The sequence below is a fragment of the Enterobacter cloacae complex sp. FDA-CDC-AR_0164 genome (assembly GCF_003071645.1).
GTDB classification, from domain to species: domain Bacteria; phylum Pseudomonadota; class Gammaproteobacteria; order Enterobacterales; family Enterobacteriaceae; genus Enterobacter; species Enterobacter ludwigii.
This window is the reverse complement of sequence record NZ_CP028950.1, coordinates 361,328-385,941: the sequence shown is the minus strand read 5'-3', so window position 1 is coordinate 385,941 and position 24,614 is coordinate 361,328. Positions and strand designations below refer to the sequence as shown.

Sequence of the window (24,614 nt, the reverse complement as noted above, 5' to 3'; positions counted from 1 at the left end):
GCCAGCCTTTTTTTGTATAGCTAATTTAGATTGCTGATTAGGCCAGCCATCAACAACGGGTGTTGTAAGGTCATGGCAGGCCTGATATAACTGCTGCGCGGTCGCGTTGTGAAGGATTCAGGCGCGATATAAATTATAAAGAGAGGAAGAGAACAGTGAATAAATCTCAACTGATTGACAAAATTGCTGCTGGTGCTGATATTTCTAAAGCTGCAGCTGGACGTGCGTTAGATGCATTAATTGCTTCTGTTACTGAATCTCTGCAGGCTGGGGACGACGTTGCACTGGTAGGCTTCGGTACTTTTGCTGTTAAAGAGCGTGCTGCCCGTACTGGCCGCAACCCTCAGACCGGTAAAGAGATCACCATTGCTGCCGCTAAAGTGCCGGGTTTCCGTGCAGGTAAAGCGCTGAAAGACGCAGTAAACTGATTGCTTTCCCATCTCAGGGAAGCCGAATAGTACAAGGGCGCATCATTTGATGTGCCTTTTTTGTTTGTCCAGGCCTGATTTGTGCGAGTTTATGCGAGTTGTGGGCTGACAATCGCACCGTTTTCTTGTCACAATACGCCTTTACGCGCGACGGGCAGGATTTTCCGTTAGCGTCAGGTAACCAGTCACCTACAGCGGAGTGTTGTTACACCATGATGGACAGCTTACGCACGGCTGCTAACAGTCTCGTGCTCAAGATTATTTTCGGTATCATTATCGTGTCGTTCATATTGACCGGCGTGAGCAGTTACCTTATCGGCGGTGGCGCGAACTATGCCGCAAAAGTGAATGGCCAGGAGATCAGCCGCGGTCAGTTCGAGAATGCTTTTGCCGGTGAACGTAACCGTATGCAGCAACAGCTGGGCGACCAATTCTCTGAACTCGCGGCAAACGAAGGGTATATGAAATCCCTGCGCCAACAGACCCTGAACCGTCTGATCGACGAAGCGCTGCTGGATCAATACGCGAAAAAACTGGGGCTGGGCATCAGCGATGAGCAGGTTAAAAAAGCCATCTTATCGACTCAGGCATTCCAGTCTAACGGCAAATTCGACAATGCGCGTTACAACGGCATCATTAATCAGATGGGCATGACTGCCGATCAATACGCTCAGGCTCTGCGTAATCAACTGACAACCCAACAGCTCATCAATGCCGTTGTTGGCACTGATTTCATGCTCAAAGGTGAGACGGAAGAGCTGGCAGCCCTGGTTGCACAGCAGCGCGTGGTACGTGAAGCGACCATCGATGTGAATGCTCTGGCGGCGAAGCAGCAGGTTAGCGACGCGGACATTAACGCCTACTACGAGCAGAACAAGAGTAACTTCGTTGCTCCAGAACAGTTCCGTGTGAGCTACATCAAGCTGGATGCTGCCGCGCTGCAGGAAACAGCCTCTGATGCGGAAATTCAGTCTTATTACGATCAGCATCAGGATCAGTTCACTCAGCCGCAGCGTAACCGCTACAGCGTGATCCAGACCAAAACTGAGGCAGATGCCAAAGCCGTGCTGGATGAGCTGAATAAGGGCGCTGATTTCGCCTCCCTCGCGAAAGCAAAATCCACCGATATTATCTCTGCTAAAAACGGTGGTGATATGGGCTGGCTGGAAGAGAGCACCACGCCTGACGAACTGAAAAATGCCGGTCTGAAAGACAAAGGCCAGCTTTCGGGTGTCATTAAATCTTCCGTTGGTTTCCTGGTGGCGCGTCTGGATGATATCGAGGCCGCGAAAACCAAGCCGCTGGCTGACGTTCGCGATGATATCGCAGCGAAAGTGAAGCAGGAAAAAGCGCTGGATGCATACTACGCGCTGCAACAGAAAGTCAGTGATGCTGCCAGCAACGACAACGAATCTCTGGCGGGTGCTGAGCAGGCTGCAGGGGTGAAAGCGGTTGAGACCGGCTGGTTCGGTCGTAACAACCTGCCGGAAGAGCTGAATTTCAAACCGGTTGCTGATGCCATCTTCAACGGTGGTCTGGTTGGCGAGAACGGCACGCCGGGCAGCAACTCTGACATCATTACCGTCGACGGCGATCGTGCGTTTGTTCTTCGCGTCAGCGAGCACAAACCAGAAGCGATTAAACCGCTGGCAGAAGTGAAAGATCAGGTGGTTGCTCAGGTTAAGCACAACAAAGCGGAACAGCAGGCAAAACTGGATGCTGAGAAGATTCTGGTTGACCTGAAAGCGGGTAAACAGGATGCACTGAAAGCGGCAGGTCTGAGCTTCGGTGAGCCAAAAACGCTGAGCCGTACCGGTCAGGATCCTGTCAGTCAGGCAGCGTTCGGTCTGAGCCTGCCTGCGAAGGACAAACCAAGCTTCGGTACCACTACCGATATGCAGGGTAACGTCGTTCTGCTCGCGCTGGACGATGTGAAAGCAGGCACGATGCCTGAAGAGCAGAAGAAAGCGATGGTGCAGGGTATTACCCAGAACAATGCCCAGATTGCTTTCGAAGCGATGATGAGCAACCTGCGCACAGAAGCCAAAATCAAGCTCGGTGACGTGATGACTCAGCAGCAATAATTACGTATTTGCTCGCATATTTTCGTAACGCTCTGCAATAACTAAAGGCCGCTTTCGCGGCCTTTTCCATTTCTGCAATCTGCCGTTTGTGCCGGGTTATAACGCTGGATATTGTGGCCTGGCTGTCAACAAACAAGGAGATAACAGCATGAAATGTGGAATCAAGGCTCTGTTCATTACTCTGGCGATTGCCACCACCGGGATGAGCGCAGGTGCGCTGGCGACGACACCTGCGGCGAAAACACCGGCGGTGCAAACCAGGCCTGACGCAGCGGCACCCGCAGCTGGCCAGACGAAAGCCACGGATGCCGGAAAAAGCGCGGATGATGACGGTACGCGAGTCAGTATCAATTCGGCATCGGCAGAGGATCTCGCCCGGGTGATGAATGGCGTAGGGCTAAAAAAAGCGCAGGCGATAGTCAGCTATCGCGAAGAGTACGGTCCTTTCAAAACGGTTGACGATCTTAAGCAAGTGCCCGGTATGGGCGGAGCGCTGGTTGAGCGCAACCTCTCACACCTGACGTTGTAATCACATAATTACTTGCACGGCGGCAAAATTTTGCCAGGATAAAGAGGTCATACCAGTCATGACCTCTTATCCTATAACAACAGTAAAGGCTATTGCGCTATGCAGACAAAAATCAAAGTACGCGGGTACCACATCGATGTTTACCAGCACGTCAACAACGCCCGTTATCTTGAGTTTCTTGAAGAAGCGCGCTGGGACGGTCTGGAAAGCAGCGAAAGCTTTCAGTGGATGACCGCGCACAACATCGCGTTCGTGGTCGTCAACATCAATATCAACTACCGTCGCCCGGCCGTGCTGGGAGATGTGCTGACCATCACCAGCCAGCTTCAACAGTTAAACGGCAAGAGCGGCGTGTTAACCCAGGCGGTGACGCTGGATCCTGAAGGCCAGGCCGTTGCCGACGCGCTGATCACCTTTGTCTGTATCGATCTGAAAACCCAGAAAGCGTTGCCGCTGAAAGGGGAGTTGCGGGAAAAACTGCAGTTGATGATCGTCTAAGCGCGTTGTGTTCATGACCCGTGCTGTCGATATTCTGTTCGCCAGCACGGTCAAAGAGGCTTATTTGAGCCCGGTTTTTTTCTTCATCGCCGACATCACGCCCGCTTTATCGGCCAGATAGTGATTCAGTCCGTTTGCGCGCAGATTACAGGCCGCACACTGACCACAACCATCACCTTTAATGCCGTTGTAGCAGGTAAGGGTTTCGCTGCGAACCATGTCCAGTTTGCCCCAGTAGTCTGCCAGTGCCCAGGTTTCCGCTTTATCAAGCCACATCAGTGGCGTTTCAAAGCGCGTCTCTTTTGCCATCCCCAGATTCACGGCGTGGTTGAGAGCCTTCACGAACTCGTCACGGCAGTCAGGGTACCCGGAGAAGTCGGTTTCACACACGCCCGTGATCACCGCTTCGGCTTTCACCTGGTAGGCGTAGATCGCCGTCAGCGTCAGGAAGAGAATGTTGCGGCCTGGCACAAAGGTGTTCGGAATGCCGCTGGCATCAGGTTCATAGTCAGGAACGGGAATACTGTCGCGGGTGAGGCTACTGACGGCCAGTTCATTTAACAGCGTAACGTCCAGCACCTTATGCGCGCGCGCGCCCAGTTTCAGCGCCAGTTCACGGGCGACGTCGATTTCAGCGCGATGTCGCTGACCATAATCGAAAGTGACACAGTGAACTTCATCGTACTGATGAAGCGCCTGAACCAGGCAGGTAGTGGAATCTTGTCCTCCGCTGAACACGACGACGGCACGTTTCATAAATCATCTCGACAGTTACGGTAAAAACATCATGTTACCGTCTGACTACGGCGACGACCAGCTTCTTCACGATTTGGGGGCCGGGAGCCAGGCTTCGGTGAAATCGAACCAGCCGCGGGTATTAAGCCGTATGCCATTGACTCCCGGGGGCGCGCTGATTTGGTACTGATAGTTAAACAACGGCGTCAGCACTGCGCTCTCCATGATTTGGGTGAAAATAGCTTTCAGCCCGCGATGCCGGGCATGCTCGTCAGCCTGAGTCTGAACGGCATCCAGCGTCGCCTGCAGATGGGCATATTGCGGCGCGCTCAGCAGGTGCGGCCATAGCGCATCGCAGCGAAGCCACTGCTCAAGGGTGTATTCCGGTGCTTCGCCAATCAGCCTGTCTCCCATCATGAGGTCCGCGTCGGCAAGATGCTGACATCCGTCCCACGTTTTGGCATCGTGAAAGATGACCGTTAACGCGCAGCCCTGGCGGGAAAGATACGCTTTTAGCTGACTCGCCATGGTATGTAACTCGACGGGCAGATGGTAAATCAGGGTCAGCGTCTCAGGCAAAGGGACATCCGTGAGATCCGGCCACTCAGGAATACGCCAGCCCGGCAGCAACTCCTGCGTTGGGGTGATAAGCCCCTCATCCAGAGGAAGAGTATGCAGAAGCGTTGAGAGGTGAATGATGTTGATAAGGCGTCTTGCCTGCATTTCGCTAAGACGAGGGCTGCGCTTCAGTGTGAGGTAGCAAAACCCCAGGCTGATGCTGTTACTCACCAGCCGCAAACGGGTCAGTTCGTCAGGCTCTCCGATGGCGATTTGTACCGGATGCCGGCAGCTGGTTCCAAGCCCCTGATCAAATAGCTGAGGGGTGATCCAGAACTCGATGGCCTTCAGTAGCGGGTGGCTAAGGTGATACTGCTCATGGCTTTCCAGACGAACCAGGTCCGGCTTATACGCGGTGAGCCTGAAAGGTCCGCTGCCTGTCATCGGTTGTGCCGGGTGCGCCACACGGCTGCAATAGGTTGCCAGTCGATGCGCCAGCCAGTAGTCGGGCTTGTGTAAAATAAACGTCAGACACTGCGGATGGGTAACTTCAATGCGCAGCACGCTCTGAAAAAGCCTGTGCATGGCCGGGAGCGTCAACATCGCATTCAGACTCTCCTGTAACTGGACCGTTTCGACTTTATCACCGTTATGCCAGTGAAGCGTGGAGCGAATATAAAAATGCCAGCGCAGCCCGTCCTCCGACACGTCCCAGTGATGGGCAAGATCGCCCGTCGGTTCGCTGCTGTTACCGTGAAAACGCGTCAGCCCGGAAAAAACCTGTCCTGCCAGATGCTGTTCCGCCCGACCGGGTAAAAAGCCGGGATGCAGTGGATCCAGAGAGCGGTAATAGGGAATGCGCAGCGTCGGCGTATCGTTTTGCCACTGGCCGCCTAAAAACGGATGAAGCAGTGACCGCAGCTCCTCCGGTGCCAGCTGGGCCAGCTCAAGCGCGTTATGCTGCTGCCCACGCTTCAGCGCCTCTTCCATCATCGCATTGCGCAGTGACTCCGGGGTGACGTGGAAAGTCAGCTCCCCACGCTTACCGCGGCCAGACTGCGCTCGCCAGCTAAGCCAGCCCGCCTCCTGCGCCTGACGCAGTAATGTACGGACATGCCGTTCGCTGCAAAAACAGCGGGCGGCCAGCTCGCTGATGGTGGCCTGCTGCGTCGCGCCAGCGGAAGGCTGCCACAAACGGTGGTACTGGTTGAGTCGGTTAAGCTGGCGCATGAGAAACCCTGAACAATAATTATCATCTATTCACTATTACTTCCGTATATCTCACGCAATACTGATGCACAAGTTAACCGCATCACATTTCAGGAGTAATAATGGCTCGTCTCGCTGCGTTTGATATGGACGGTACGTTGTTAATGCCGGATCACCGTCTGGGTGAGAAAACCCTGAGTACCCTGAAGCGCCTGCACGAACGTGATGTCACCCTGACGTTTGCCACCGGCCGTCATGTGCTGGAGATGCGCCATTTAATGGGGGCATTTTCCCTGGATGCTTTTCTTATTACCGGCAACGGGACACGCATTCACTCTGTCGAAGGCGATGTTCTCCACCGTCAGGATCTCAACCCGGAAGTGGCAGATATCGTATTGCACAGCACCTGGGACACCCGGGCCAGCGTTCATGTCTTTAACGATAACGGCTGGTTTACCGGGCATGACATTCCGGCATTGCTGCACGCCCATGTCTACAGTGGTTTCCGCTATCAGCTTATCGATCTGCGCCGTATTCCGGCTCACGCGGTGACGAAGATCTGTTTCTGCGGCGATCATGACGATCTTTGTCGCTTACGCATTCAACTGAATGACGCGTTAGGCGACCGGGCGCACCTGACCTTTTCAGCGGTGGACTGTCTCGAGGTTTTGCCGGTTGGGTGTAATAAAGGATCGGCGCTGGCGGTACTGAGCGATCACTTAGGCTTAACGATGCAGGAATGTATGGCGTTTGGCGACGCCATGAACGACCGCGAAATGCTGGGCAGCGTTGGTCGCGGTCTGATTATGGGAAATGCGATGCCGCAGTTGAAGGCAGAGCTTCCCCATCTACCGGTTATCGGGCACTGCGGTAACGAAGCAGTGTCTCATTTTTTGACGCATTGGCTGGACAACAACAACCTCCCATATTCCCCCGAATAGTGAGACCCTTCCAGCAAGCCAGACCCCGGTCTGGCTTTTTTTTATTTCACCAGCTGCGTAATCTGCGCTTTCCACGGCTCAATATCGCCGATGTTTGCCTGAACCCACTGCGCATTGTAATAGGTCTCAAGATAGCGCTCGCCGCTGTCGCAGAGCAGGGTGACGATAGAGCCGGTGCGCCCCTCTTCACGCATGCGAGCCGCAAGCTGCAGGGCTCCCCACATGTTGGTGCCGGTAGATGCACCGACTTTACGGCCAATCTGTGTCTCCAGCCAGTGCGCGGTTGCCACGCTGGCGGCATCCGGCACGCGGAGCATTTCATCCACCACGTCCGGAATGAATGAAGGCTCCACGCGCGGGCGGCCAATACCTTCAATCTTACTGCCCACCGGGCTGCGCAGATCCGCATTGCGGCTTTGCCAGTAGTCCAGGAACACCGAGTTCTGCGGATCCACCACCATCAGCTGCGTATCATAGCCCTGACAGCGGATGTAACGCCCCAGGGTGGCTGAGGTGCCGCCAGTACCGGCGCTCATCACGATGTACGACGGAACAGGGTGAGGTTCGTGGGTCATCTGGCGGAAAATACTGTCGGCGATGTTGTTATTGCCGCGCCAGTCTGTGGCTCGCTCGGCAAAGGTGAACTGATCCATATAGTGGCCATTCAGCTCACGGGCCAGCATTTCAGACGCGGCGTAAATTTCGCAGGCGCTTTCCACAAAGTGGCAGCGTCCACCGTAAAATTCGATCTGCTCAATTTTTCGTTTCGCGGTGCAGGAGGGCATCACGGCGATAAACGGCAGGCCCAGCAGGCGGGCAAAGTAGGCTTCGGATACGGCGGTTGAACCGGAGGAGGATTCAATAATCGTGGTTCCCTCCTTAATCCAGCCGTTACACAAACCGTATAAAAAGAGCGAACGCGCCAGGCGATGCTTCAGGCTACCGGTGGGATGGGTGCTTTCATCTTTCAGGTACAGCTGGATGCCAGCAAAACCCGGCAGAGCCAGGCGAATGAGATGGGTGTCCGCCGAGCGCTGATAGTCGGCATTGATTTCGCTGATGGCATGTTTAACCCAGGCGCTATTCATCGTATTTATCCGTTTGTCATTTTGTGCCCAGCATAGCGAAAAGCACAGAAAAAATTGTTGCTATATGACCTTTAAAATAGAATGAAGGGAGAAAATTTTTCTCTGTGAGGTGGGTATGCTAGATAAAATAGACCGTAAGCTGCTTTCTTTACTGCAAAGTGACTGTACCCTCTCTTTGCAGGCACTGGCAGATGCCGTTAATCTGACCACCACGCCGTGCTGGAAGCGCCTCAAGAAGCTTGAAGATGACGGCATCCTTCTGGGGCGAGTCGCGCTTTTAGATCCCGAAAAACTGGGGCTTGGGTTGACGGCATTTGTCCTGATAAAAACCCAACATCACAGCAGCGAGTGGTACAGCCGCTTCGTAACACAGGTCTCCGAGATGCCGGAGGTGCTCGGTTTCTGGCGCATGGCGGGAGAGTATGACTATCTGATGCGCGTCCAGGTGGCAGACATGAAGCGTTATGATGATTTTTACAAGCGGCTGGTGAACAGCGTACCGGGCTTGTCGGACGTCACCTCGAGCTTCGCCATGGAACAGATTAAATACACCACAGCACTACCCATTGATTAATTGAATAACTTCCCGGCGTAGCCGGATCCATACCTTCAGGAACAAACCGCGTGCGATTATTTGCCCAATTAAGCTGGTACTTTCGTCGGGAGTGGCAACGCTACCTCGGCGCTGTGGCCCTGCTTATTATCATTGCCATCCTGCAGTTAATTCCGCCGAAAGTGGTGGGATACGTGGTGGATGGCGTTACAGAACAGCATTACACCACCGCACGGGTGTTGATGTGGGTCGGCACGCTGGTGCTGACGGCCATCATTGTCTATCTGCTGCGCTACGTCTGGCGGGTACTGCTGTTTGGCGCGTCCTATCAGCTGGCCGTCGAACTGCGTGAAGATTTTTATCGTCAGCTGAGCCGCCAGCATCCCGAGTTCTACCTGCGTCATCGCACCGGGGATCTTATCGCTCGCGCCACCAATGACGTTGACCGCGTCGTGTTTGCCGCCGGGGAAGGGGTGTTAACGCTGGTGGACTCTCTGGTGATGGGCTGTGCGGTTCTGATTGTGATGTCCACCCAGATAAGCTGGCAGCTCACGCTGCTGGCGTTGCTGCCTATGCCGCTGATGGCGCTGGCGATCAACCGCTATGGCGAACAGCTTCATGAGCGCTTCAAGCTGGCGCAGGCGGCGTTTTCCTCGCTGAATGACCGTACGCAGGAGAGCATGACCAGCATCCGCATGATCAAAGCTTTTGGCCTGGAAGATCGACAATCCGCGCTGTTTGCAGCCGATGCCGCCGACACGGGGGCGAAGAACATGCGCGTTGCGCGTATCGATGCGCGGTTTGACCCGACAATCTATGTCGCGATTGGCATGGCAAACCTGCTGGCCATTGGTGGCGGGAGCTGGATGGTGGTGCAGGGCTCGCTAACCCTCGGGCAATTGACCAGCTTTGCCATGTACCTGGGGCTGATGATATGGCCGATGCTGGCACTGGCCTGGATGTTTAACATCGTAGAGCGCGGCAGCGCCGCCTACAGCCGCATTCGCGCGATGCTTGCCGAAGCGCCAGTGGTGAATGACGGTAGCGAATCGGTACCGGAAGGGCGCGGCGTGATGAATGTCGACGTCCGTAAGTTTGTGTATCCGCAAACGGAACAGACGGTACTGGAGAACGTCAGCTTTACGCTCAAACCGGGTCAGATGCTCGGTATCTGCGGTCCGACAGGCGCCGGGAAAAGTACCGTACTCTCCCTGGTTCAACGTCACTTTGACGTCACGCAGGGCGATATTCGCTTCCATGATATTCCGTTGACGAACCTGCTGCTCGATGACTGGCGCGGTCGTCTGGCGGTGGTCAGCCAGACGCCGTTTCTCTTTTCTGACACCGTGGCGAATAACATTGCCCTCGGACGCCCGGCGGCAACTCAGGAAGAGATTGAGCACGTCGCGCGCCTGGCCAGCGTCCATGACGATATTCTGCGTCTGCCACAGGGCTATGAAACGGAAGTGGGTGAGCGTGGCGTTATGCTTTCCGGCGGGCAAAAACAGCGTCTCTCGATTGCCCGCGCGCTGCTGCTGAATGCCGAAATCCTGATCCTTGATGATGCGCTCTCCGCCGTCGATGGCCGCACCGAGCACCAGATCCTGCATAACCTGCGACAGTGGGGGGATGGAAGGACGGTGATCATCAGTGCACACCGGTTGTCAGCGCTGACGGAAGCCAATGAAATTCTGGTATTACAGCACGGGCACATTGCCCAGCGCGGACAGCATGAACAGCTTGCGGAGCAACCGGGCTGGTATCGCGATATGTATCGTTATCAGCAGCTTGAAGCGGCGCTGGACGACGCCCCGGAACAGGATGAGGAGAACGCTAATGCGTAAGACCGTGACGCAGTGGCCGACGCTAAAACGCCTGCTGGCCTATGGTTCTCCGTGGCGAAAACCGCTTTCGCTTGCCGTACTGTTGCTGTGGATTGCCGCGATTGCAGAAGTGAGCGGTCCGCTGCTCATCAGCTACTTTATCGACAATATGGTGGCGAAAAGCTATTTGCCGCTGGGGCTTGTCGCGGGGTTAGGTGTGGCCTACGTTGGGCTACAGCTGACTGCGGCGTCACTGCATTACGCCCAGTCTCTGCTCTTTAACCGGGCGGCCGTGGGCGTGGTGCAGAAGCTACGTACGGATGTGATGGATGCGGCACTGCGCCAGCCGTTGAGCGAGTTTGATACCCAGCCGGTTGGGCAGGTGATATCCCGGGTGACCAACGATACCGAGGTGATCCGCGATCTGTATGTCACCGTCGTGGCAACCGTGCTGCGCAGCGCGGCGCTGATTGGCGCCATGCTGGTGGCGATGTTCAGCCTCAACTGGCGTATGGCTCTGGTGGCGATCACCATCTTCCCGGCCGTATTGATTGTAATGGTCATCTATCAACGCTACAGCACGCCGATTGTGCGTCGGGTGCGCGCCTATCTGGCCGATATCAACGATGGCTTCAACGAAGTGATCAACGGCATGAGCGTCATTCAGCAGTTCCGCCAGCAGGCTCGCTTTGGTGAACGCATGGGGGAAGCGAGCCGGTCGCACTATATGGCGCGTATGCAGACGCTGCGACTGGACGGTTTCCTGCTACGTCCGCTGCTGAGCCTCTTCTCGGCGCTGGTTCTCTGTGGCCTGCTGATGCTTTTCGGGATGAGCGCGAATGGAACAATTGAAGTTGGGGTTCTGTACGCTTTTATCAGCTATCTGGGACGACTTAATGAACCGTTGATAGAACTCACCACCCAGCAGTCTATGTTGCAACAGGCCGTGGTGGCGGGGGAGCGCGTGTTCGAACTGATGGACCGGCCACGTCAGACCTACGGTGATGATGAGCGTCCTTTGCAAAGCGGAGAGATTACGTTTGATAAGGTCTCGTTTGCTTATCGTGAAGACCGTCTGGTGTTGCAGGACATCTCTCTTGATGTGCCGTCGCGCGGCTTTGTGGCGCTGGTGGGGCATACCGGCAGCGGCAAAAGTACCCTCGCCAGCCTGTTGATGGGCTATTACCCGGTCAGTCAGGGTGAAATCCGTATTGATGGTCGTCCGCTCGCATCACTGAGCCACAATGTGTTGCGCAAAGGCGTTGCAATGGTGCAGCAAGACCCGGTAGTCATGGCCGATACCTTTTACGCCAACGTCACCCTGGGGCGGGATTATACCCAGCAACAGGTGTGGGATGTGCTGGAAACCGTGCAGCTGGCAGAGCTGGCGCGCGGCTTTAGCGATGGGATCAATACCCGGCTTGGTGAGCAGGGGAATAACCTCTCGGTAGGACAAAAGCAGCTTCTGGCCCTGGCGCGGGTGCTGATTGAAACGCCGCAGGTGCTGATACTCGACGAAGCGACCGCCAGCATCGACTCTGGTACTGAGCAGGCTATCCAGCTGGCGCTGGCCGCGGTGCGTGACCACACGACGCTGGTGGTTATCGCACACCGTCTTTCAACGATTGTCGACGCAGACACCATCCTGGTGCTGCATCGCGGTCAGGCCGTCGAACGTGGTACGCACCGGGAGCTGCTCGAAGCAAAAGGGCGCTACTGGCAGATGTATCAGCTGCAGCTGGCCGGTGAAGAGCTGGCCGCCAGCGTGCGTGAGGACGAATCCCTCAGCGCCTGATGCACCAAAACAAGGCAGCGCGCTAACAGTCATTACTGTTGGTGCAAAACTGAAACGCACCGTGCACTGTCATGGTGCGTTTTTTTTCACCGGTTCGTTAAACATGCTCGTGTAATGCTCATTGCAGCGCGTTTCCCTCAGGTTTTCATTTCTGGCACACCCCTTGCAATGTCTTCTGCGTATTAGCGGCGGCCATTACCGAATTCTGACTGGAGGGGATCTATGAAGCTGGTTACGGTTGTAATCAAACCATTCAAACTCGAAGACGTGCGTGAAGCATTGTCTTCCATGGGTATTCAGGGACTGACTGTCACCGAAGTGAAAGGCTTTGGTCGTCAGAAGGGTCATGCCGAGCTTTACCGCGGGGCAGAATACAGCGTTAACTTCCTGCCAAAAGTAAAAATTGATGTCGCGATTGCTGATGACCAGCTTGATGAAGTTATTGATGTCATTAGCAAAGCGGCCTACACCGGCAAAATTGGCGACGGCAAAATTTTCGTTGCCGAATTGCAGCGCGTCATTCGCATCCGTACCGGCGAATCTGACGAAGCGGCACTGTAAGTAACTCCTGGCACACAGTGATAGGGATCGAGAAAATGAAGATAGCAACAATCAAAACGGGTCTGGGTTCGCTGGCACTGCTGCCGGGCCTGGCACTGGCTGCCCCTGCGGTGGCAGACAAAGCCGATAACGCCTTTATGATGATCAGCACCGCGCTGGTGCTGTTCATGTCCATTCCGGGCATTGCGCTGTTCTACGGCGGCCTGATCCGTGGCAAAAACGTTCTCTCCATGCTGACGCAGGTTGCCGTCACGTTCGCGCTGGTTTGCGTGTTGTGGGTGGTCTACGGTTACTCTCTGGCCTTCGGCACGGGCAATGCGTTCTTCGGAAACTTTGACTGGGTCATGCTGAAAAACATCGAACTGACCGCGCTGATGGGCAGTTTCTATCAATATATTCACGTTGCCTTCCAGGGCTCGTTCGCCTGTATCACCGTCGGGCTGATCGTCGGTGCGCTGGCTGAGCGTATTCGCTTCTCCGCCGTACTGATCTTCGTCGTGGTCTGGCTGACGCTCTCCTATGTGCCGATTGCACACATGGTCTGGGGTGGCGGTCTGCTGGCGAGCCATGGCGCGCTGGACTTCGCAGGCGGTACCGTTGTACACATCAACGCCGCGGTGGCGGGCCTGGTAGGGGCATACCTGATTGGCAAACGCGTGGGCTTCGGTAAAGAAGCGTTCAAACCGCACAACCTGCCGATGGTCTTTACCGGTACAGCGATCCTTTACTTTGGCTGGTTCGGCTTCAACGCCGGTTCAGCAAGCGCAGCAAACGAAATCGCCGCGCTGGCCTTCGTGAACACGGTTGTGGCCACGGCGGGTGCGATCCTCTCATGGGTGTTTGGTGAGTGGGCGGTACGCGGTAAGCCTTCACTGCTGGGTGCCTGTTCAGGTGCAATTGCCGGTCTGGTTGGTATCACGCCAGCTTGTGGCTACGTCGGTGTTGGCGGCGCGCTGCTTGTCGGGCTGGTCGCCGGTCTGGCGGGTCTGTGGGGTGTGACGGCGCTGAAACGTGTTCTGCGCGTCGATGACCCGTGCGATGTCTTCGGTGTACACGGCGTCTGCGGCATCGTCGGTTGTATCATGACCGGTATCTTCGCGGCGAAATCGCTGGGTGGCGTGGGTTACGCAGAAGGCGTCACCATGGTTCACCAGGTGCTGGTGCAGCTGGAAAGTATCGCCATCACCGTCGTGTGGTCTGCCGTTGTGGCCTTCATCGGCTATAAGCTGGCGGATATGACTGTCGGTCTGCGTGTTCCGGAAGAGCAGGAACGCGAAGGTCTGGACGTCAACAGCCACGGCGAGAATGCGTACAACGCCTGATAAGCAAAACGGCAACCCAGGGTTGCCGTTTTCGTTTTGTTCCCTCTCCCGTCGGGAGAGGGCCGCAGTACAACATCACCCGCGGTTACGCATTACCCCTTCCTGCACCGTCGACGCGACCAGCACGCCATCCTGAGTGTAAAACTCACCGCGCACAAAGCCGCGCGCGCTTGACGCCGAGGTACTCTCCACGCTGTAGAGCAGCCACTCGTTCATGTCGAACGGACGATGGAACCACATGGAGTGATCGATGGTGGCCACCTGCATCCCTTTTTCAAGGAAGCCCACGCCGTGCGGCTGCAGCGCCACCGGCAGGAAGTTGAAATCTGAAGCATAACCCAGCAGATACTGATGAACGCGGAAATCCGCGGGCACGGTACCGTTAGCGCGGATCCAGACCTGGCGCTTCGGCTCGGCCGTGTGGCCTTTCATCGGGTTATGGAATTCGACAGGGCGGATCTCAAGCGGTTTATCGCAGAGAAACTTCTCCTTTACCTGCGGTGGAAGCAGATGCGCCAGCGCACGGGCGATATCGGTCTCTGATTTGAGATCGTCTGGCGACGGCGCGGGTGGCATCGTTTTTTGATGCTCATAGCCCGGTTCCGGCGCCTGGAACGAGGCGGTCATGTAAAAGATAGGCTTGCCATTCTGAACCGCTGCGACACGACGCGCGCTAAAGCTGTTGCCATCCCGCAATACCTCAACGTCATACACGATGGGTTTCGCGCTATCACCAGGGCGTAAGAAGTAGCTGTGAAATGAGTGCACCAGACGGTCTGCAGGGACGGTCTCCTTTGCTGCGTAGAGCGCTTGTCCTACGACTTGCCCGCCGAAGACCTGGCGTAAGCCGAGATCTTCGCTCTGTCCGCGAAAGAGTCCTTCCTCAATTTTTTCCAGATTCAGTAATGTCAGCAGATTGTTCAGTGCCTGACTCATAGTTGTCCTCAATAAACGCCGTAGCGAAAGATAGGCAGAGTATAACGCAGAAATGAAAGTGGTCCGATGGGTAGAATAATCTGAATATCTGGACGATTTTAGGCATAAATCAGTGATCTGTGCCAAACTTACCTGTGTTATGTGATTGAAACGACATCGGATGGGATCGATCCCGCTGGTGCATTGATGATAAGGAGACTTCAATGAAACTCGTGCCCATGCTAAGTGGTGTAGCAATTGCGGTGGCGTTGTCCGCCTGTGCAGGAAAGAGCGCCCAGGTGCCGGTGCCAGCAGCAGATCCAAACGGGATTAATACACTCTCACAGCAGTCCATTCAGCAGCCTAACGTTTCCGGGACTATCTGGATTAAACAGAAAGTCGCGTTACCGCCAGATGCGGTATTAACGGTAACCCTGTCTGATGCTTCCCTGGCAGACGCGCCGTCTAAAGTATTGGCCCAGCGTGCCGTGCGTACGGAAGGTAAGCAGGCACCGTTTAGCTTCGTGTTGCCGTATAACCCATCAGACGTGCAGCCTAATGCCCGTATCCTCCTGAGTGCAGCAGTAACGATCAACGATAAACTGGTGTTTATCACCGATACGGTGCAGGAAGCGATTAACCACGGCGGGACAAAAGTTGACCTGAACCTGGTTCCGGTACAGCAAACCGAAGTGCCGGTTGCGCCACAGACTAACCAACCGTCTCTGCCAACCCCTCCGACCCAGATGTAACGCTTTAAACCCTCTCCTTCGGGAGAGGGTTTAATACACCCAGCGGTACTTTTGCAAATCAATCTGTCCTGACCCCGACACCTGCACCCCTTCTGACAGTAACGCCTGACGCTGGCGCTGCAGATCCGGCCCGGTCAACGAGATCGCCCCATGACGATTTACCACCCGATGCCAGGGCAGGGTACTTCCTTCCGGCAACCTTTTCAGTACGCCACCGACCTGCCGCGCCGCACGCGGAGAACCGGCCAGACGCGCTACGTCGCCATAGGTGGTGACATAACCTTCCGGCACAGAGGCCACAATTTGCCATACGCGTTGTGGAAAGGAGTCATGTTCGTCCATACGTCAACCTCTGGGGAATGTCTGGACAGTCATGTTAAACGAAGATAAACCCAATTGCTGCGCCAGTTTGCGCAAGAAACCAGCATCCAGTTGCGGGTCGCTTGCAATTGGCGGTAAGCACAGGGATAATGCGCCAGCGCGTTGGTTATCAACGCTCTCAATGGGGGCTCTGTTGGTTCTCCCGCAACGCTACTCTGTTCACCAGGTCAGGTCCGGAAGGAAGCAGCCAGGGCAGACGACGTGTGTGCCGGGATGTAGCTGGCAGGGCCCCCACCCATTTCTGCTCTCATCAACACTCTTCCTGTTTCTCTTCGCTTCGAATAGCCTTTAATCCACAACGTTATTAGGACTTTACTGACTGCATGTAATATATATTTCATTGCATTGAAATATTACTGTCATAAACCTGTAATAATAGACTGTCATTTTAATATCGGATGTCTTTTTTCTGTCATAACTTAAAAATATATATCTGGATAACATTGGTAAGTTCGTGTATTAAATAAAGTACTTATTCCGAAGGGAAGTGACAAACATGGCTACTGCGGTGTTAAACGTTAAGATTGATCAAGCGCTAAAAGAAAGACTTCGCCACTATGCAGAAGTTAATAACGAGAATTTAAGCGTGACGACAGAGAAACTGCTGCTGCTGGCATTCGAAGCGGTAGAAGAGGCGGGAGTATCGGAAGAGGATATTGATAACCAGCATACGGAAGAAGAGAGTGTTTCTCCATTTACTCCTAAAGAAATCAAGGCTCTACGTAAAATTCTTAAGAAGAGAAAATGAAACAACAACTGTCAACTGCCAGTGACTACAACGAGGCCTGCGATCTGTTGCGTTCAGGCTACGTGAAGCATGTACGTCTTGGCTGGAATGTAGGAAGTGATGAGTTCTTTCGTATTGCGTCTGACTGGTGTGATACCGGCGCAAAAATAAAGAAAGACGGTGAAAATTTCGTTATTTCACTGAAAGGTTTTCCTATTCCTCCTCAGCACTAAATCCTGAATGGTGAAAACTGCTGACTGTATCTGTGACAGTCAGCAGTTTTTATTTTATGATCCACTTCAAATTTTTTATATCAAACCAGACTTCTTTTTATTGATGGCACGTTTTTATTCAGGGCGAGCCACAAGGGTTTAATTCTCAGTAATGCCTGTTCAAGCTCAGCCGGATCGAGTGAAAAGGGCATACGTAAATACCGATCAAACGCACCCGATAAACCAAACCGCGTGCCGGTCCCCAGGTTGATTCCCAGTATCTCTGCGCGTGCAGCAAGCTGTGTTGCCAGCATCCCCGGCAGTTCAATCCAGTAGGAAAGCCCGCCTTCCGCTTCATGGAATGTCCATTCAGGGAAGTGCTCGCGCAACAGCGCGCCGCATTGGTCTCGCCGTTCTGCCAGCATCTTCCGGCGAGCAGGCAAAAACGTTTCGCTGTTATTGATAAGCCACAGCGTCGCCAGCTGTTCGAGCATGGGCGATCCTAAATCCAGGGTATCCCGCGTCTGGGCAAGCGTAGCGATGGTGCGCGAGGAGGCACGGATCCAGCCAAGACGAAGGCCGCCCCAGAAACTTTTTCCGGCAGAGCCTAACGTTATCACGGTGGCCTGCGGGTTAAATGACGCCAGCGGCGGCGGCGGGGGCGAGTCAAACCACAGATCCACCATCGTTTCATCTACTACCAGCGTCGTGCGGGTTTGCGCGGCAATCTCGGTGATTGCCTGACGGGTGGGAATATCCATGCATCGCCCGGTCGGGTTATGAAAATCGGGCATCAGGTACGCCAGGCGCGGCGCTGTCTGGGCAAGCGTTGCGGCAAACCCATGGGTATCCCAGCCCGTTTCCGGCAGCGACACACCCACTGGACGGCACTGCGCTCCCTGAATGGCGGCGATCGCCAGCGGGTAAGTGGGATGATCGACCACGACGCGATCCCCCGGGCCGGTCATCATCCGCAGGACCAGCGCAAAACCGCTGACCGCACCATTGACCACCATCACCTCGTCTGTCCGGGTCGGAAGCCCCCGCGCGGTATAGCGTGCGGCGATGGCTTCCCGCAGCGCCGGCAACCCAAGCTGATCGTAACCCGTAAGCGAGAGATGTTGCGTAATGGCCGTGAGCGCATGGGTATAGGCCTGGTGGATCTCAGGCCCGGCATTGAGCGCCGCGGTGGAGAGATCCAGCGCGGCACTGGCTGCTGAAAGGGTTGGCACGGCGCGTGTGTCGGGCAGGATCACGCGTGAACCGCTGCCGTGACGGCTTTCAAGATAACCTTCCTCACGCAGATGGGCGAGTGCGCTGCTGATGGTGGTCCGGCTCACATCCAGCGCAGTGGCCAGCTCCCGCTCGCCGGGTAGACGGGTGTTAAGCGCCAGTCGGCCATCAAGAATTAACAGGCGTAACGCATCCGCCAGCTGACGCCAGAGCGGGGTCCGGGACGAGGTTTGTTGCCAGTGGCCTAACAGGCGTACCAATGACTGGCTTCCGAAGCGGCGAGATGACATGTGCAGTCCACTATTTGAAAACTGGACATTAATCATAATGCCATTTTCGCTCAAGATGAAAGCCTGGTTCACTGGAGAAGATAAAAAATGGTACGTCGTCTGCTACAACTGTATGTCGGTTTAGGGCTGTATGGGCTTTCAACCACGATGTTTATTCGTTCGGATCTGGGGCTCGATCCGTGGGACGTCTTCCACCTGGGCGTGGCGATCCAACTGGGGTTGAGCATTGGGATGGTGATTATTTTAACCGGTGCGGCGGTACTCCTGCTGTGGATCCCGCTGCGTCAGATGCCTGGTCTGGGGACCCTCAGTAACGTAATTATTATTGGCCTGGCGGCAGATGCCTCCATGGCCCTGATCCCCGAGGTGACCTCGCTGCCCCTGCGTATCGCGCTGCTGGTGGCCGGAATTGTCGTGAACGCGATAGCCACCGGTATGTATATCGGTGCCGGTTTCGGGGCGGGCCCGCGCGACGGTCTCATGACCGGGATCCATGCCCGTATGGGATGGTCCATCCGCAGCGTGCGTACCTCGATTGAAGTGTCCGTGCTGCTGATTGGGTGCATGTTGGGCGGAACGTTCGGGATAGGCACCGTCGCGTATGCGCTGACCATTGGCCCGCTTATCCAGATCTGCTTGCCTCTGTTCCGTTATAAGCCACGCGTTGAGAAGACTCCCCAGCCGGAGCGGGTTGTTTAATTCTGCGAAGCGCTCACATGTTTTCATGGCGTCGCTGTGTCAGAATGGTGGCCTTCGAATGACGCGATGCCAGAATGCATGAAAGCAATCACTCTTTATGATGTTGCCCTCCTTGCGGGGGTTTCTTATCAGACCGTTTCCCGTGTGATTAACGACGCGGAGCATGTCTCTGCCCGCACGCGGGAAAAGGTGCAGCAGGCGATGGCGGAACTGCACTACGTCCCCAATCTCAGGGCACAACAGCTGGCGGGTAAACGTACCCGTACGCTTGGCCTTATTACGATCGATCTGGCGCTGCACGCCCCTTCGCAAATTGTTTCGGCGGTAAAATCCCGGGCGGTTGAGCAGGGGGCGAGCGTGCTTATCTCAATGGTGGAACATCCACAGCAGTGCCAGTCTGCCCTTCAGGCGTTGCTGGCGCAGCGTGTGGAAGCTCTGCTGGTGAATGTGCCGCTGGAGGATCCTCATGCTGAAGCGCTAAAAGCCCTCGCATCGCCCATTCCTGTGCTGTTTCTGGATGTCTCGCCCTCGGCTCAGGTAAACAGTCTTGTGTTTAATGCAGAGCAGGGTGCTCGTCTCGGGATTGAGCATCTGCTTTCGCTGGGGCATGAGCGTATAGCGCTGCTGAGCGGACCGGAGAGCTCTGTCTCCGCCCGGGCACGTCTCGCAGGCTGGAACACCACGCTGGCACAGGCCGGGCTTGAGGCTGTCGCGGTGGCGCACGGCGACTGGAGTGCGGCAAGCGGCTATGAGAAAGGACATTTGCTGTTATCTGCCGCGCAACTCCCGGATGCGATAGTGGTCGCGAACGACCAAATGGCGCTGGGGGTGATGCGCGCCTGTGCGGAAAAAGGGACCGCGATCCCGGGCCAGATGTCGGTTGTCGGGTTCGACGATACGGCAGACAGCGCCTGGTTTTCTCCCCCACTGACCACTATTCGCCAGGCTTTTCGCGAGGCCGGTGAGCGAAGCGTGGAGTGGCTGCTGGCGCCAGTTGAGGGTGACGGATGCTGGCAGGTTCAGCTTCCGGTGACGCTGGTGACCCGCCATTCTACCGCTCGCCACGATCCGCAGCAGATCGAACGCGAGGATCTTGCACAGCAGCTCAGGAGCCTGGCGTTAGCGGCTGAGCAACTTGCCCGCCGGTAAGACTTTTGTGATCTGACTCGCTACCCCGCGATCCGATGCTTTACCGCACCCGGTAGCCAGGGCATGTTAGCTAAAATTGTGAGCGCTTCGCAAAGAGGTTAATATGTCCAATACTCCATCGCTGACTCTCAGCGCACTTCTGGCTCGTCGGGACTGGGAAAATCCCGGAGTCACCCAGTGGAATCGCCTGGCAGCACATGCTCCCTTGCACAGCTGGCGTGACGAACACTCCGCCAGAGAAGACGGGGGCACCGTCAGCCGACGCCTCCTTAACGGGGAGTGGCGTTTTAGCTTCTTTCCTGCACCAGAGCAGGTTCCTTCGGTATGGGTCAGTGAAGATTGCGCCGATGCTGTGCTGATGCCCGTGCCCTCTAACTGGCAGATGCAGGGGTTCGACACGCCCATCTACACCAACGTGACCTATCCGATCCCCGTAAACCCACCGTTTGTGCCGCAAGAAAACCCAACCGGTTGTTACTCGCTCACATTTGAGATGGATGATGCCTGGCTGCAGAGCGGCCAAACCCGCATTATCTTCGATGGCGTGAACTCGGCGTTTCATCTGTGGTGTAACGGTCAGTGGATCGGTTATTCACAGGACAGCCGACTGCCCGCCGAATTCGATCTTTCAGCGGTGCTGCGTCCTGGCCAGAACCGCATTGCGGTCATGGTGTTGCGCTGGTGCGACGGGAGCTATCTGGAAGATCAGGACATGTGGCGTATGAGCGGGATTTTCCGCGATGTGTCGCTGCTGCATAAGCCAGAGACGCACATAGCCGATTATCAGGTTGTGACTGACCTGAATGCGGAGCGGGATCGCGCGGTGCTGAAGGTGGATCTCGCGCTCGCAGGCGCACAGTATGTGGAGTGTGAGGTGGCGTTTACCCTGTGGCGCAACGGCGAAAAATGCGCCAGTGCCACCGGGCGGGCGGGTACTGCCGTTGTCGATGAGCGCGGCGGCTGGGCCGAGCGGCTAACGGTGACGCTCCCCGTTGAGGCGCCCGCCTTGTGGAGTGCGGAAACGCCGGAACTTTATCGCCTGACGATGACCCTTCTGAACGCGCAGGGTGAGGTGCTGGAAACGGAGGCCTGCGATGTGGGGTTCCGCCGCATAGAGATCAGCAATGGCCTGCTGAAGCTCAACGGTAAACCCCTGCTTATCCGTGGCGTTAACCGGCATGAGCATCACCCGGAAAACGGCCAGGTGATGGATGAAGCGACGATGCGCCGCGATATCGAACTCATGAAGCAGCATAACTTCAACGCCGTGCGCTGCTCGCACTATCCGAACCATCCGCTGTGGTACACGCTTTGCGACCGCTATGGTTTGTATGTCGTCGACGAAGCCAATATTGAAACCCACGGCATGGTGCCGATGAGTCGCCTTGCTGACGATCCGCGCTGGCTCCCTGCCATGAGCGAACGCGTCACCCGCATGGTGCAGCGCGACCGCAATCATCCTTCGATTATCATCTGGTCGCTGGGGAATGAGTCCGGCCATGGCGCGAACCATGACGCACTGTATCGCTGGCTGAAAACCACCGATCCGACGCGTCCGGTGCAGTACGAAGGCGGTGGGGCGAATACGGCAGCGACTGATATCGTGTGCCCGATGTATGCCCGGGTCGATCAGGATCAGCCCTTCCCGGCGGTACCGAAATGGTCTGTTAAAAAATGGATCGGCATGCCGGATGAAACGCGTCCGCTTATTCTCTGTGAATACGCCCACGCGATGGGGAACAGCTTCGGTGGTTTTGCCAAATACTGGCAGGCGTTTCGCCGCCATCCTCGCCTGCAGGGGGGATTTGTCTGGGACTGGGTTGACCAGGCGCTGACCAGAAAAGACGACAATGGCACACCGTTCTGGGCCTACGGGGGAGATTTTGGCGACACGCCCAATGACCGCCAGTTCTGCCTTAACGGGCTGGTTTTTCCCGATCGCACACCGCATCCGGCGCTGTATGAAGCCCAGCGCGCTCAGCAGTTTTTCACCTTTACGCGGGTAAGTACGTCTCCGCTGGTGCTTGAAGTCCACAGCGATTACCTGTTCCGTCATACCGATAACGAGGTGCTGCGCTGGACCCTTGTCCGTGACGGCAGCGTGCTGGCCAGGGGGGACGTGACGCTCTCCATTGCTCCCCAGGGCACACAGCGTCTGGACATCAACCTGCCAGCGCTGGCGCCTGAAGCGGGTGACGTCTGGCTGAACGTTGAAGTGCACCAGCCGCGGGCGACGCCGTGGTCACCGGCAAACCATCGCTGCGCGTGGGAGCAGTGGCCGGTTCCGACGCCCCTGTATATCGCCCCGCCAGCACCGGAAGGTGTTCCGCCGGTGTTAACGCAAACTGGCGACGTGCTTGAGCTGGTGCATCAGCAGCAACGCTGGCAGTTCAACCGCGCGTCAGGACACCTGACGCAATGGTGGCGCAACGGCGTTGAAACGCTGCTCTCACCGCTGACGGATAACGTTAGCCGCGCACCGCTGGACAATGATATTGGCGTGAGCGAGGCCACGCGAATCGATCCGAATGCGTGGGTTGAGCGCTGGAAAGCGGCAGGCATGTACGAGCTCACCCCGCGATTACTGCACTGTGAAGGAGAGCAGCATGCAGCCGAGGCGGTGGTGAAAACCCTGCATGTCTGGGAGTATCGCGGTAAAGCGCTCTTCCTGAGCCGTAAAGTCTGGCGGGTGGACGATCGGGGCGTTTTGCATGGCGATATTCAGGTCGATATTGCGTCTGATATCCCGGAACCGGCACGCGTAGGCCTGAGTGTTCACCTTGCCGCAACGCCGGAAACGGTTCAGTGGCTGGGGCTTGGGCCACATGAAAACTACCCGGACAGAACGCTGGCGGCTCAGCAGGGGCGCTGGACATTACCGCTGGAAGCCATGCACACGCCTTACATCTTCCCGACAGAAAATGGTCTGCGCTGTGATACCCGTGAACTGCTGCTGGGCGCGCATCGGCTGAATGGCCTGTTCCATTTCTCCGTCAGCCGCTACAGCCAGCAGCAGTTGCACGAGACAACCCACCATCATCTGTTGCGCGAGGAGCCGGGGTGTTGGCTTAACCTGGACGCATTTCATATGGGCGTGGGCGGTGATGACTCGTGGAGCCCCAGCGTCTCGCCGGAATTTATTCTGCAGAAACGCCAGCTTCGCTATACCTTCAGCTGGCAGCAGAACCCTGACTGAGCAAAGAGGCGGCCACAGCAGTGGCCGCCTCGCTTACGCCAGGATACCGCTCAGGCCGTGCAGGCTCATGTAAATCCCGACCACAGTAATCAGGGCGGCGGAGATCCACGGTGCTTTTCGTGAAAACTCGCTGAAACCCGGCCAGCGTTTTGTCGCATGCTTAAGGCTCAGGGCGGCAATTGCACCGGAAGCGACCAGCGTTAACGCCAGGCCAATACTGAAGCTGAATACCAGCGTTGCGCCGAGGGCAAATTGCTTCAGCTGCAGGCAGATGAGCAGGACCGTGATTGAGGCCGGGCAGGGGATAAGCCCTCCGGTCAGGCCAAACAGTGCAATTTGTCCGGTGGTAACGTTCTGGCCGTTGAAGCGGCGGTTAATATCCTGCGCGTGCGCGCGCTGGTGGGCGTCCTGCCACTCTTCTTCAACCAGTGGATGCCCATGGTCGTGATGATCATGATGGTGGTTATGGTCATGGTCATGGTCGTGGTCATGGTCATGGTCGTGATGATCATGATGGTGGTCATGGTCATGGTCATGATGATGGTCATGGTGATCGTGATGATGATGGTGATCGTGTGGCCGACTCTCCTTCCAGGTTCGCCAGGCCATCCACAGGGCGATCAGCACGATCAGTATCCCCGAGACCAGCTGGAACCAGGGCTCAGACGTATGCGCATCCCAGCCCCGGCCAAACCATAATCCTGCCATGGCAATGATCCAGACCACCGCCGTATGGGAAAGCGTTGCCGCCAGACCAAGCAACACCGCCTGTTTCAGCGTACCGCGAATAGCCACAATAAACGCGGCCATCATCGTTTTGGAGTGGCCCGGCTCCAGGCCATGCAGCGCGCCGAGGAGGATAGCGCTGGGTACAAACAGCCAGGCATTGCCCTGCTGCAGGAGTGAAGCAAAATCGTTCATGGAAAATTCCGGAGT

23 protein-coding genes and 1 other RNA gene are annotated in these 24,614 nt (G+C 56.1%); 17 read left to right on the top strand and 7 right to left on the bottom strand.

The features are described 5' to 3' along the window. Window positions 1-155: 155 nt before the first annotated feature. The 4 genes from hupB to AM410_RS01920 all read left to right on the top strand — a co-directional run bounded on the left by hupB (window position 156) and on the right by AM410_RS01920 (window position 3,539). Window positions 156-428 (top strand): nucleoid-associated protein HU-beta, encoded by a 273-nt coding sequence (gene hupB / locus AM410_RS01935; RefSeq protein ID WP_002444653.1) that lies wholly within the window; start codon window positions 156-158, stop codon window positions 426-428. A 212-nt stretch (window positions 429-640) separates the two neighbouring features. After that, window positions 641-2,512: a peptidylprolyl isomerase gene (gene ppiD, locus AM410_RS01930; RefSeq protein WP_020885208.1), complete on the top strand. Its 1,872-nt coding sequence runs from the start codon at window positions 641-643 to the stop codon at window positions 2,510-2,512. A 148-nt stretch (window positions 2,513-2,660) separates the two neighbouring features. Next, entirely contained in the window at window positions 2,661-3,041 is a 381-nt protein-coding gene (locus AM410_RS01925) for a helix-hairpin-helix domain-containing protein (protein ID WP_032681557.1), read from the top strand. Between the two features lie 99 nt (window positions 3,042-3,140). Further along, on the top strand, window positions 3,141-3,539 hold the full coding sequence (locus tag AM410_RS01920) for a YbgC/FadM family acyl-CoA thioesterase (RefSeq protein WP_108647466.1): 399 nt from the start codon (window positions 3,141-3,143) through the stop codon (window positions 3,537-3,539). A gap of 60 nt (window positions 3,540-3,599) precedes the next feature. Here AM410_RS01920 and queC read toward each other — a convergent pair whose 3' ends face one another. Both queC and AM410_RS01910 read right to left on the bottom strand, forming a co-directional pair. Further along, on the bottom strand, window positions 3,600-4,295 hold the full coding sequence (gene queC / locus AM410_RS01915; protein ID WP_014168876.1) for a 7-cyano-7-deazaguanine synthase QueC: 696 nt from the start codon (window positions 4,293-4,295) through the stop codon (window positions 3,600-3,602). Between the two features lie 66 nt (window positions 4,296-4,361). Then, window positions 4,362-6,062, bottom strand: a complete 1,701-nt coding sequence (locus AM410_RS01910; RefSeq protein WP_063925415.1) for an SgrR family transcriptional regulator — start codon at window positions 6,060-6,062, stop codon at window positions 4,362-4,364. A gap of 101 nt (window positions 6,063-6,163) precedes the next feature. On the opposite strand from AM410_RS01910, the gene cof reads away from it, so the two are divergent. Further along, the gene (gene cof / locus AM410_RS01905) at window positions 6,164-6,982 is read left to right on the top strand and encodes an HMP-PP phosphatase (RefSeq protein WP_047355643.1); all 819 of its coding nucleotides are present in this window, start codon (window positions 6,164-6,166) and stop codon (window positions 6,980-6,982) included. Window positions 6,983-7,023: 41 nt separating this feature from the next. Here the strand turns inward: cof and AM410_RS01900 are convergent, their stop codons facing one another. After that, on the bottom strand, window positions 7,024-8,070 hold the full coding sequence (locus tag AM410_RS01900) for a PLP-dependent cysteine synthase family protein (protein WP_040016790.1): 1,047 nt from the start codon (window positions 8,068-8,070) through the stop codon (window positions 7,024-7,026). Window positions 8,071-8,185: 115 nt separating this feature from the next. Here AM410_RS01900 and AM410_RS01895 point away from each other — a divergent pair, with 115 nt between their 5' ends. The 5 genes from AM410_RS01895 to amtB all read left to right on the top strand — a co-directional run bounded on the left by AM410_RS01895 (window position 8,186) and on the right by amtB (window position 14,124). Further along, entirely contained in the window at window positions 8,186-8,644 is a 459-nt protein-coding gene (locus tag AM410_RS01895; protein WP_020885204.1) for an Lrp/AsnC family transcriptional regulator, read from the top strand. A 50-nt stretch (window positions 8,645-8,694) separates the two neighbouring features. After that, on the top strand, window positions 8,695-10,467 hold the full coding sequence (locus AM410_RS01890; RefSeq protein ID WP_073395611.1) for a SmdA family multidrug ABC transporter permease/ATP-binding protein: 1,773 nt from the start codon (window positions 8,695-8,697) through the stop codon (window positions 10,465-10,467). Then, window positions 10,460-12,241, top strand: a complete 1,782-nt coding sequence (locus AM410_RS01885) for a SmdB family multidrug efflux ABC transporter permease/ATP-binding protein (RefSeq protein ID WP_020885202.1) — start codon at window positions 10,460-10,462, stop codon at window positions 12,239-12,241. Before AM410_RS01890 ends, AM410_RS01885 begins: the two co-directional genes overlap by 8 nt. Before the next feature lie 222 nt (window positions 12,242-12,463). Continuing rightward, window positions 12,464-12,802 carry a P-II family nitrogen regulator gene (gene glnK / locus AM410_RS01880; RefSeq protein ID WP_008503304.1) on the top strand — a complete coding sequence of 113 codons (339 nt, stop codon included), beginning with the start codon at window positions 12,464-12,466 and terminating at the stop codon, window positions 12,800-12,802. A gap of 35 nt (window positions 12,803-12,837) precedes the next feature. Next, window positions 12,838-14,124: an ammonium transporter AmtB gene (gene amtB / locus AM410_RS01875; protein WP_020885201.1), complete on the top strand. Its 1,287-nt coding sequence runs from the start codon at window positions 12,838-12,840 to the stop codon at window positions 14,122-14,124. 75 nt (window positions 14,125-14,199) lie between these two features. On the opposite strand, the gene tesB is transcribed toward amtB, so the two are convergent. Beyond that, window positions 14,200-15,060 (bottom strand): acyl-CoA thioesterase II, encoded by an 861-nt coding sequence (gene tesB / locus AM410_RS01870; RefSeq protein ID WP_020885200.1) that lies wholly within the window; start codon window positions 15,058-15,060, stop codon window positions 14,200-14,202. Between the two features lie 203 nt (window positions 15,061-15,263). Here tesB and AM410_RS01865 point away from each other — a divergent pair, with 203 nt between their 5' ends. Next, the gene (locus tag AM410_RS01865; protein WP_014168885.1) at window positions 15,264-15,791 is read left to right on the top strand and encodes a YbaY family lipoprotein; all 528 of its coding nucleotides are present in this window, start codon (window positions 15,264-15,266) and stop codon (window positions 15,789-15,791) included. 30 nt (window positions 15,792-15,821) lie between these two features. Here AM410_RS01865 and AM410_RS01860 read toward each other — a convergent pair whose 3' ends face one another. Further along, complete coding sequence (locus AM410_RS01860) at window positions 15,822-16,133, bottom strand: MGMT family protein (protein ID WP_025204849.1); 312 nt, start codon at window positions 16,131-16,133, stop codon at window positions 15,822-15,824. A 170-nt stretch (window positions 16,134-16,303) separates the two neighbouring features. Between AM410_RS01860 and ffs the strand changes: the two genes are divergently transcribed. The 3 genes from ffs (at window position 16,304) to AM410_RS01845 (ending at window position 17,132) form a co-directional block, all read left to right on the top strand. Continuing rightward, window positions 16,304-16,400: signal recognition particle sRNA small type (gene ffs / locus AM410_RS01855), an RNA gene on the top strand. 268 nt (window positions 16,401-16,668) lie between these two features. Continuing rightward, window positions 16,669-16,920 carry a hypothetical protein gene (locus AM410_RS01850; RefSeq protein ID WP_020885198.1) on the top strand — a complete coding sequence of 84 codons (252 nt, stop codon included), beginning with the start codon at window positions 16,669-16,671 and terminating at the stop codon, window positions 16,918-16,920. After that, window positions 16,917-17,132 carry a hypothetical protein gene (locus tag AM410_RS01845; protein WP_014168888.1) on the top strand — a complete coding sequence of 72 codons (216 nt, stop codon included), beginning with the start codon at window positions 16,917-16,919 and terminating at the stop codon, window positions 17,130-17,132. The genes AM410_RS01850 and AM410_RS01845 overlap by 4 nt, the downstream gene beginning before the upstream one ends. A gap of 80 nt (window positions 17,133-17,212) precedes the next feature. Here the strand turns inward: AM410_RS01845 and yczR are convergent, their stop codons facing one another. Then, complete coding sequence (gene yczR, locus AM410_RS01840) at window positions 17,213-18,634, bottom strand: MocR-like transcription factor YczR (RefSeq protein ID WP_025204848.1); 1,422 nt, start codon at window positions 18,632-18,634, stop codon at window positions 17,213-17,215. A gap of 87 nt (window positions 18,635-18,721) precedes the next feature. Between yczR and yczE the strand changes: the two genes are divergently transcribed. From yczE to AM410_RS01825, 3 genes are all read left to right on the top strand, one after another. After that, window positions 18,722-19,333, top strand: a complete 612-nt coding sequence (gene yczE / locus AM410_RS01835; protein ID WP_032677524.1) for a membrane protein YczE — start codon at window positions 18,722-18,724, stop codon at window positions 19,331-19,333. 78 nt (window positions 19,334-19,411) lie between these two features. Then, window positions 19,412-20,482, top strand: coding sequence for a LacI family DNA-binding transcriptional regulator (locus AM410_RS01830; RefSeq protein ID WP_073395627.1), 1,071 nt, complete (start codon window positions 19,412-19,414; stop codon window positions 20,480-20,482). 103 nt (window positions 20,483-20,585) lie between these two features. After that, window positions 20,586-23,678: a beta-galactosidase gene (locus AM410_RS01825; protein WP_073395629.1), complete on the top strand. Its 3,093-nt coding sequence runs from the start codon at window positions 20,586-20,588 to the stop codon at window positions 23,676-23,678. 33 nt (window positions 23,679-23,711) lie between these two features. Here the strand turns inward: AM410_RS01825 and AM410_RS01820 are convergent, their stop codons facing one another. Further along, window positions 23,712-24,599 (bottom strand): nickel/cobalt efflux protein RcnA, encoded by an 888-nt coding sequence (locus AM410_RS01820; protein ID WP_108647465.1) that lies wholly within the window; start codon window positions 24,597-24,599, stop codon window positions 23,712-23,714. Window positions 24,600-24,614 lie beyond the last annotated feature (15 nt).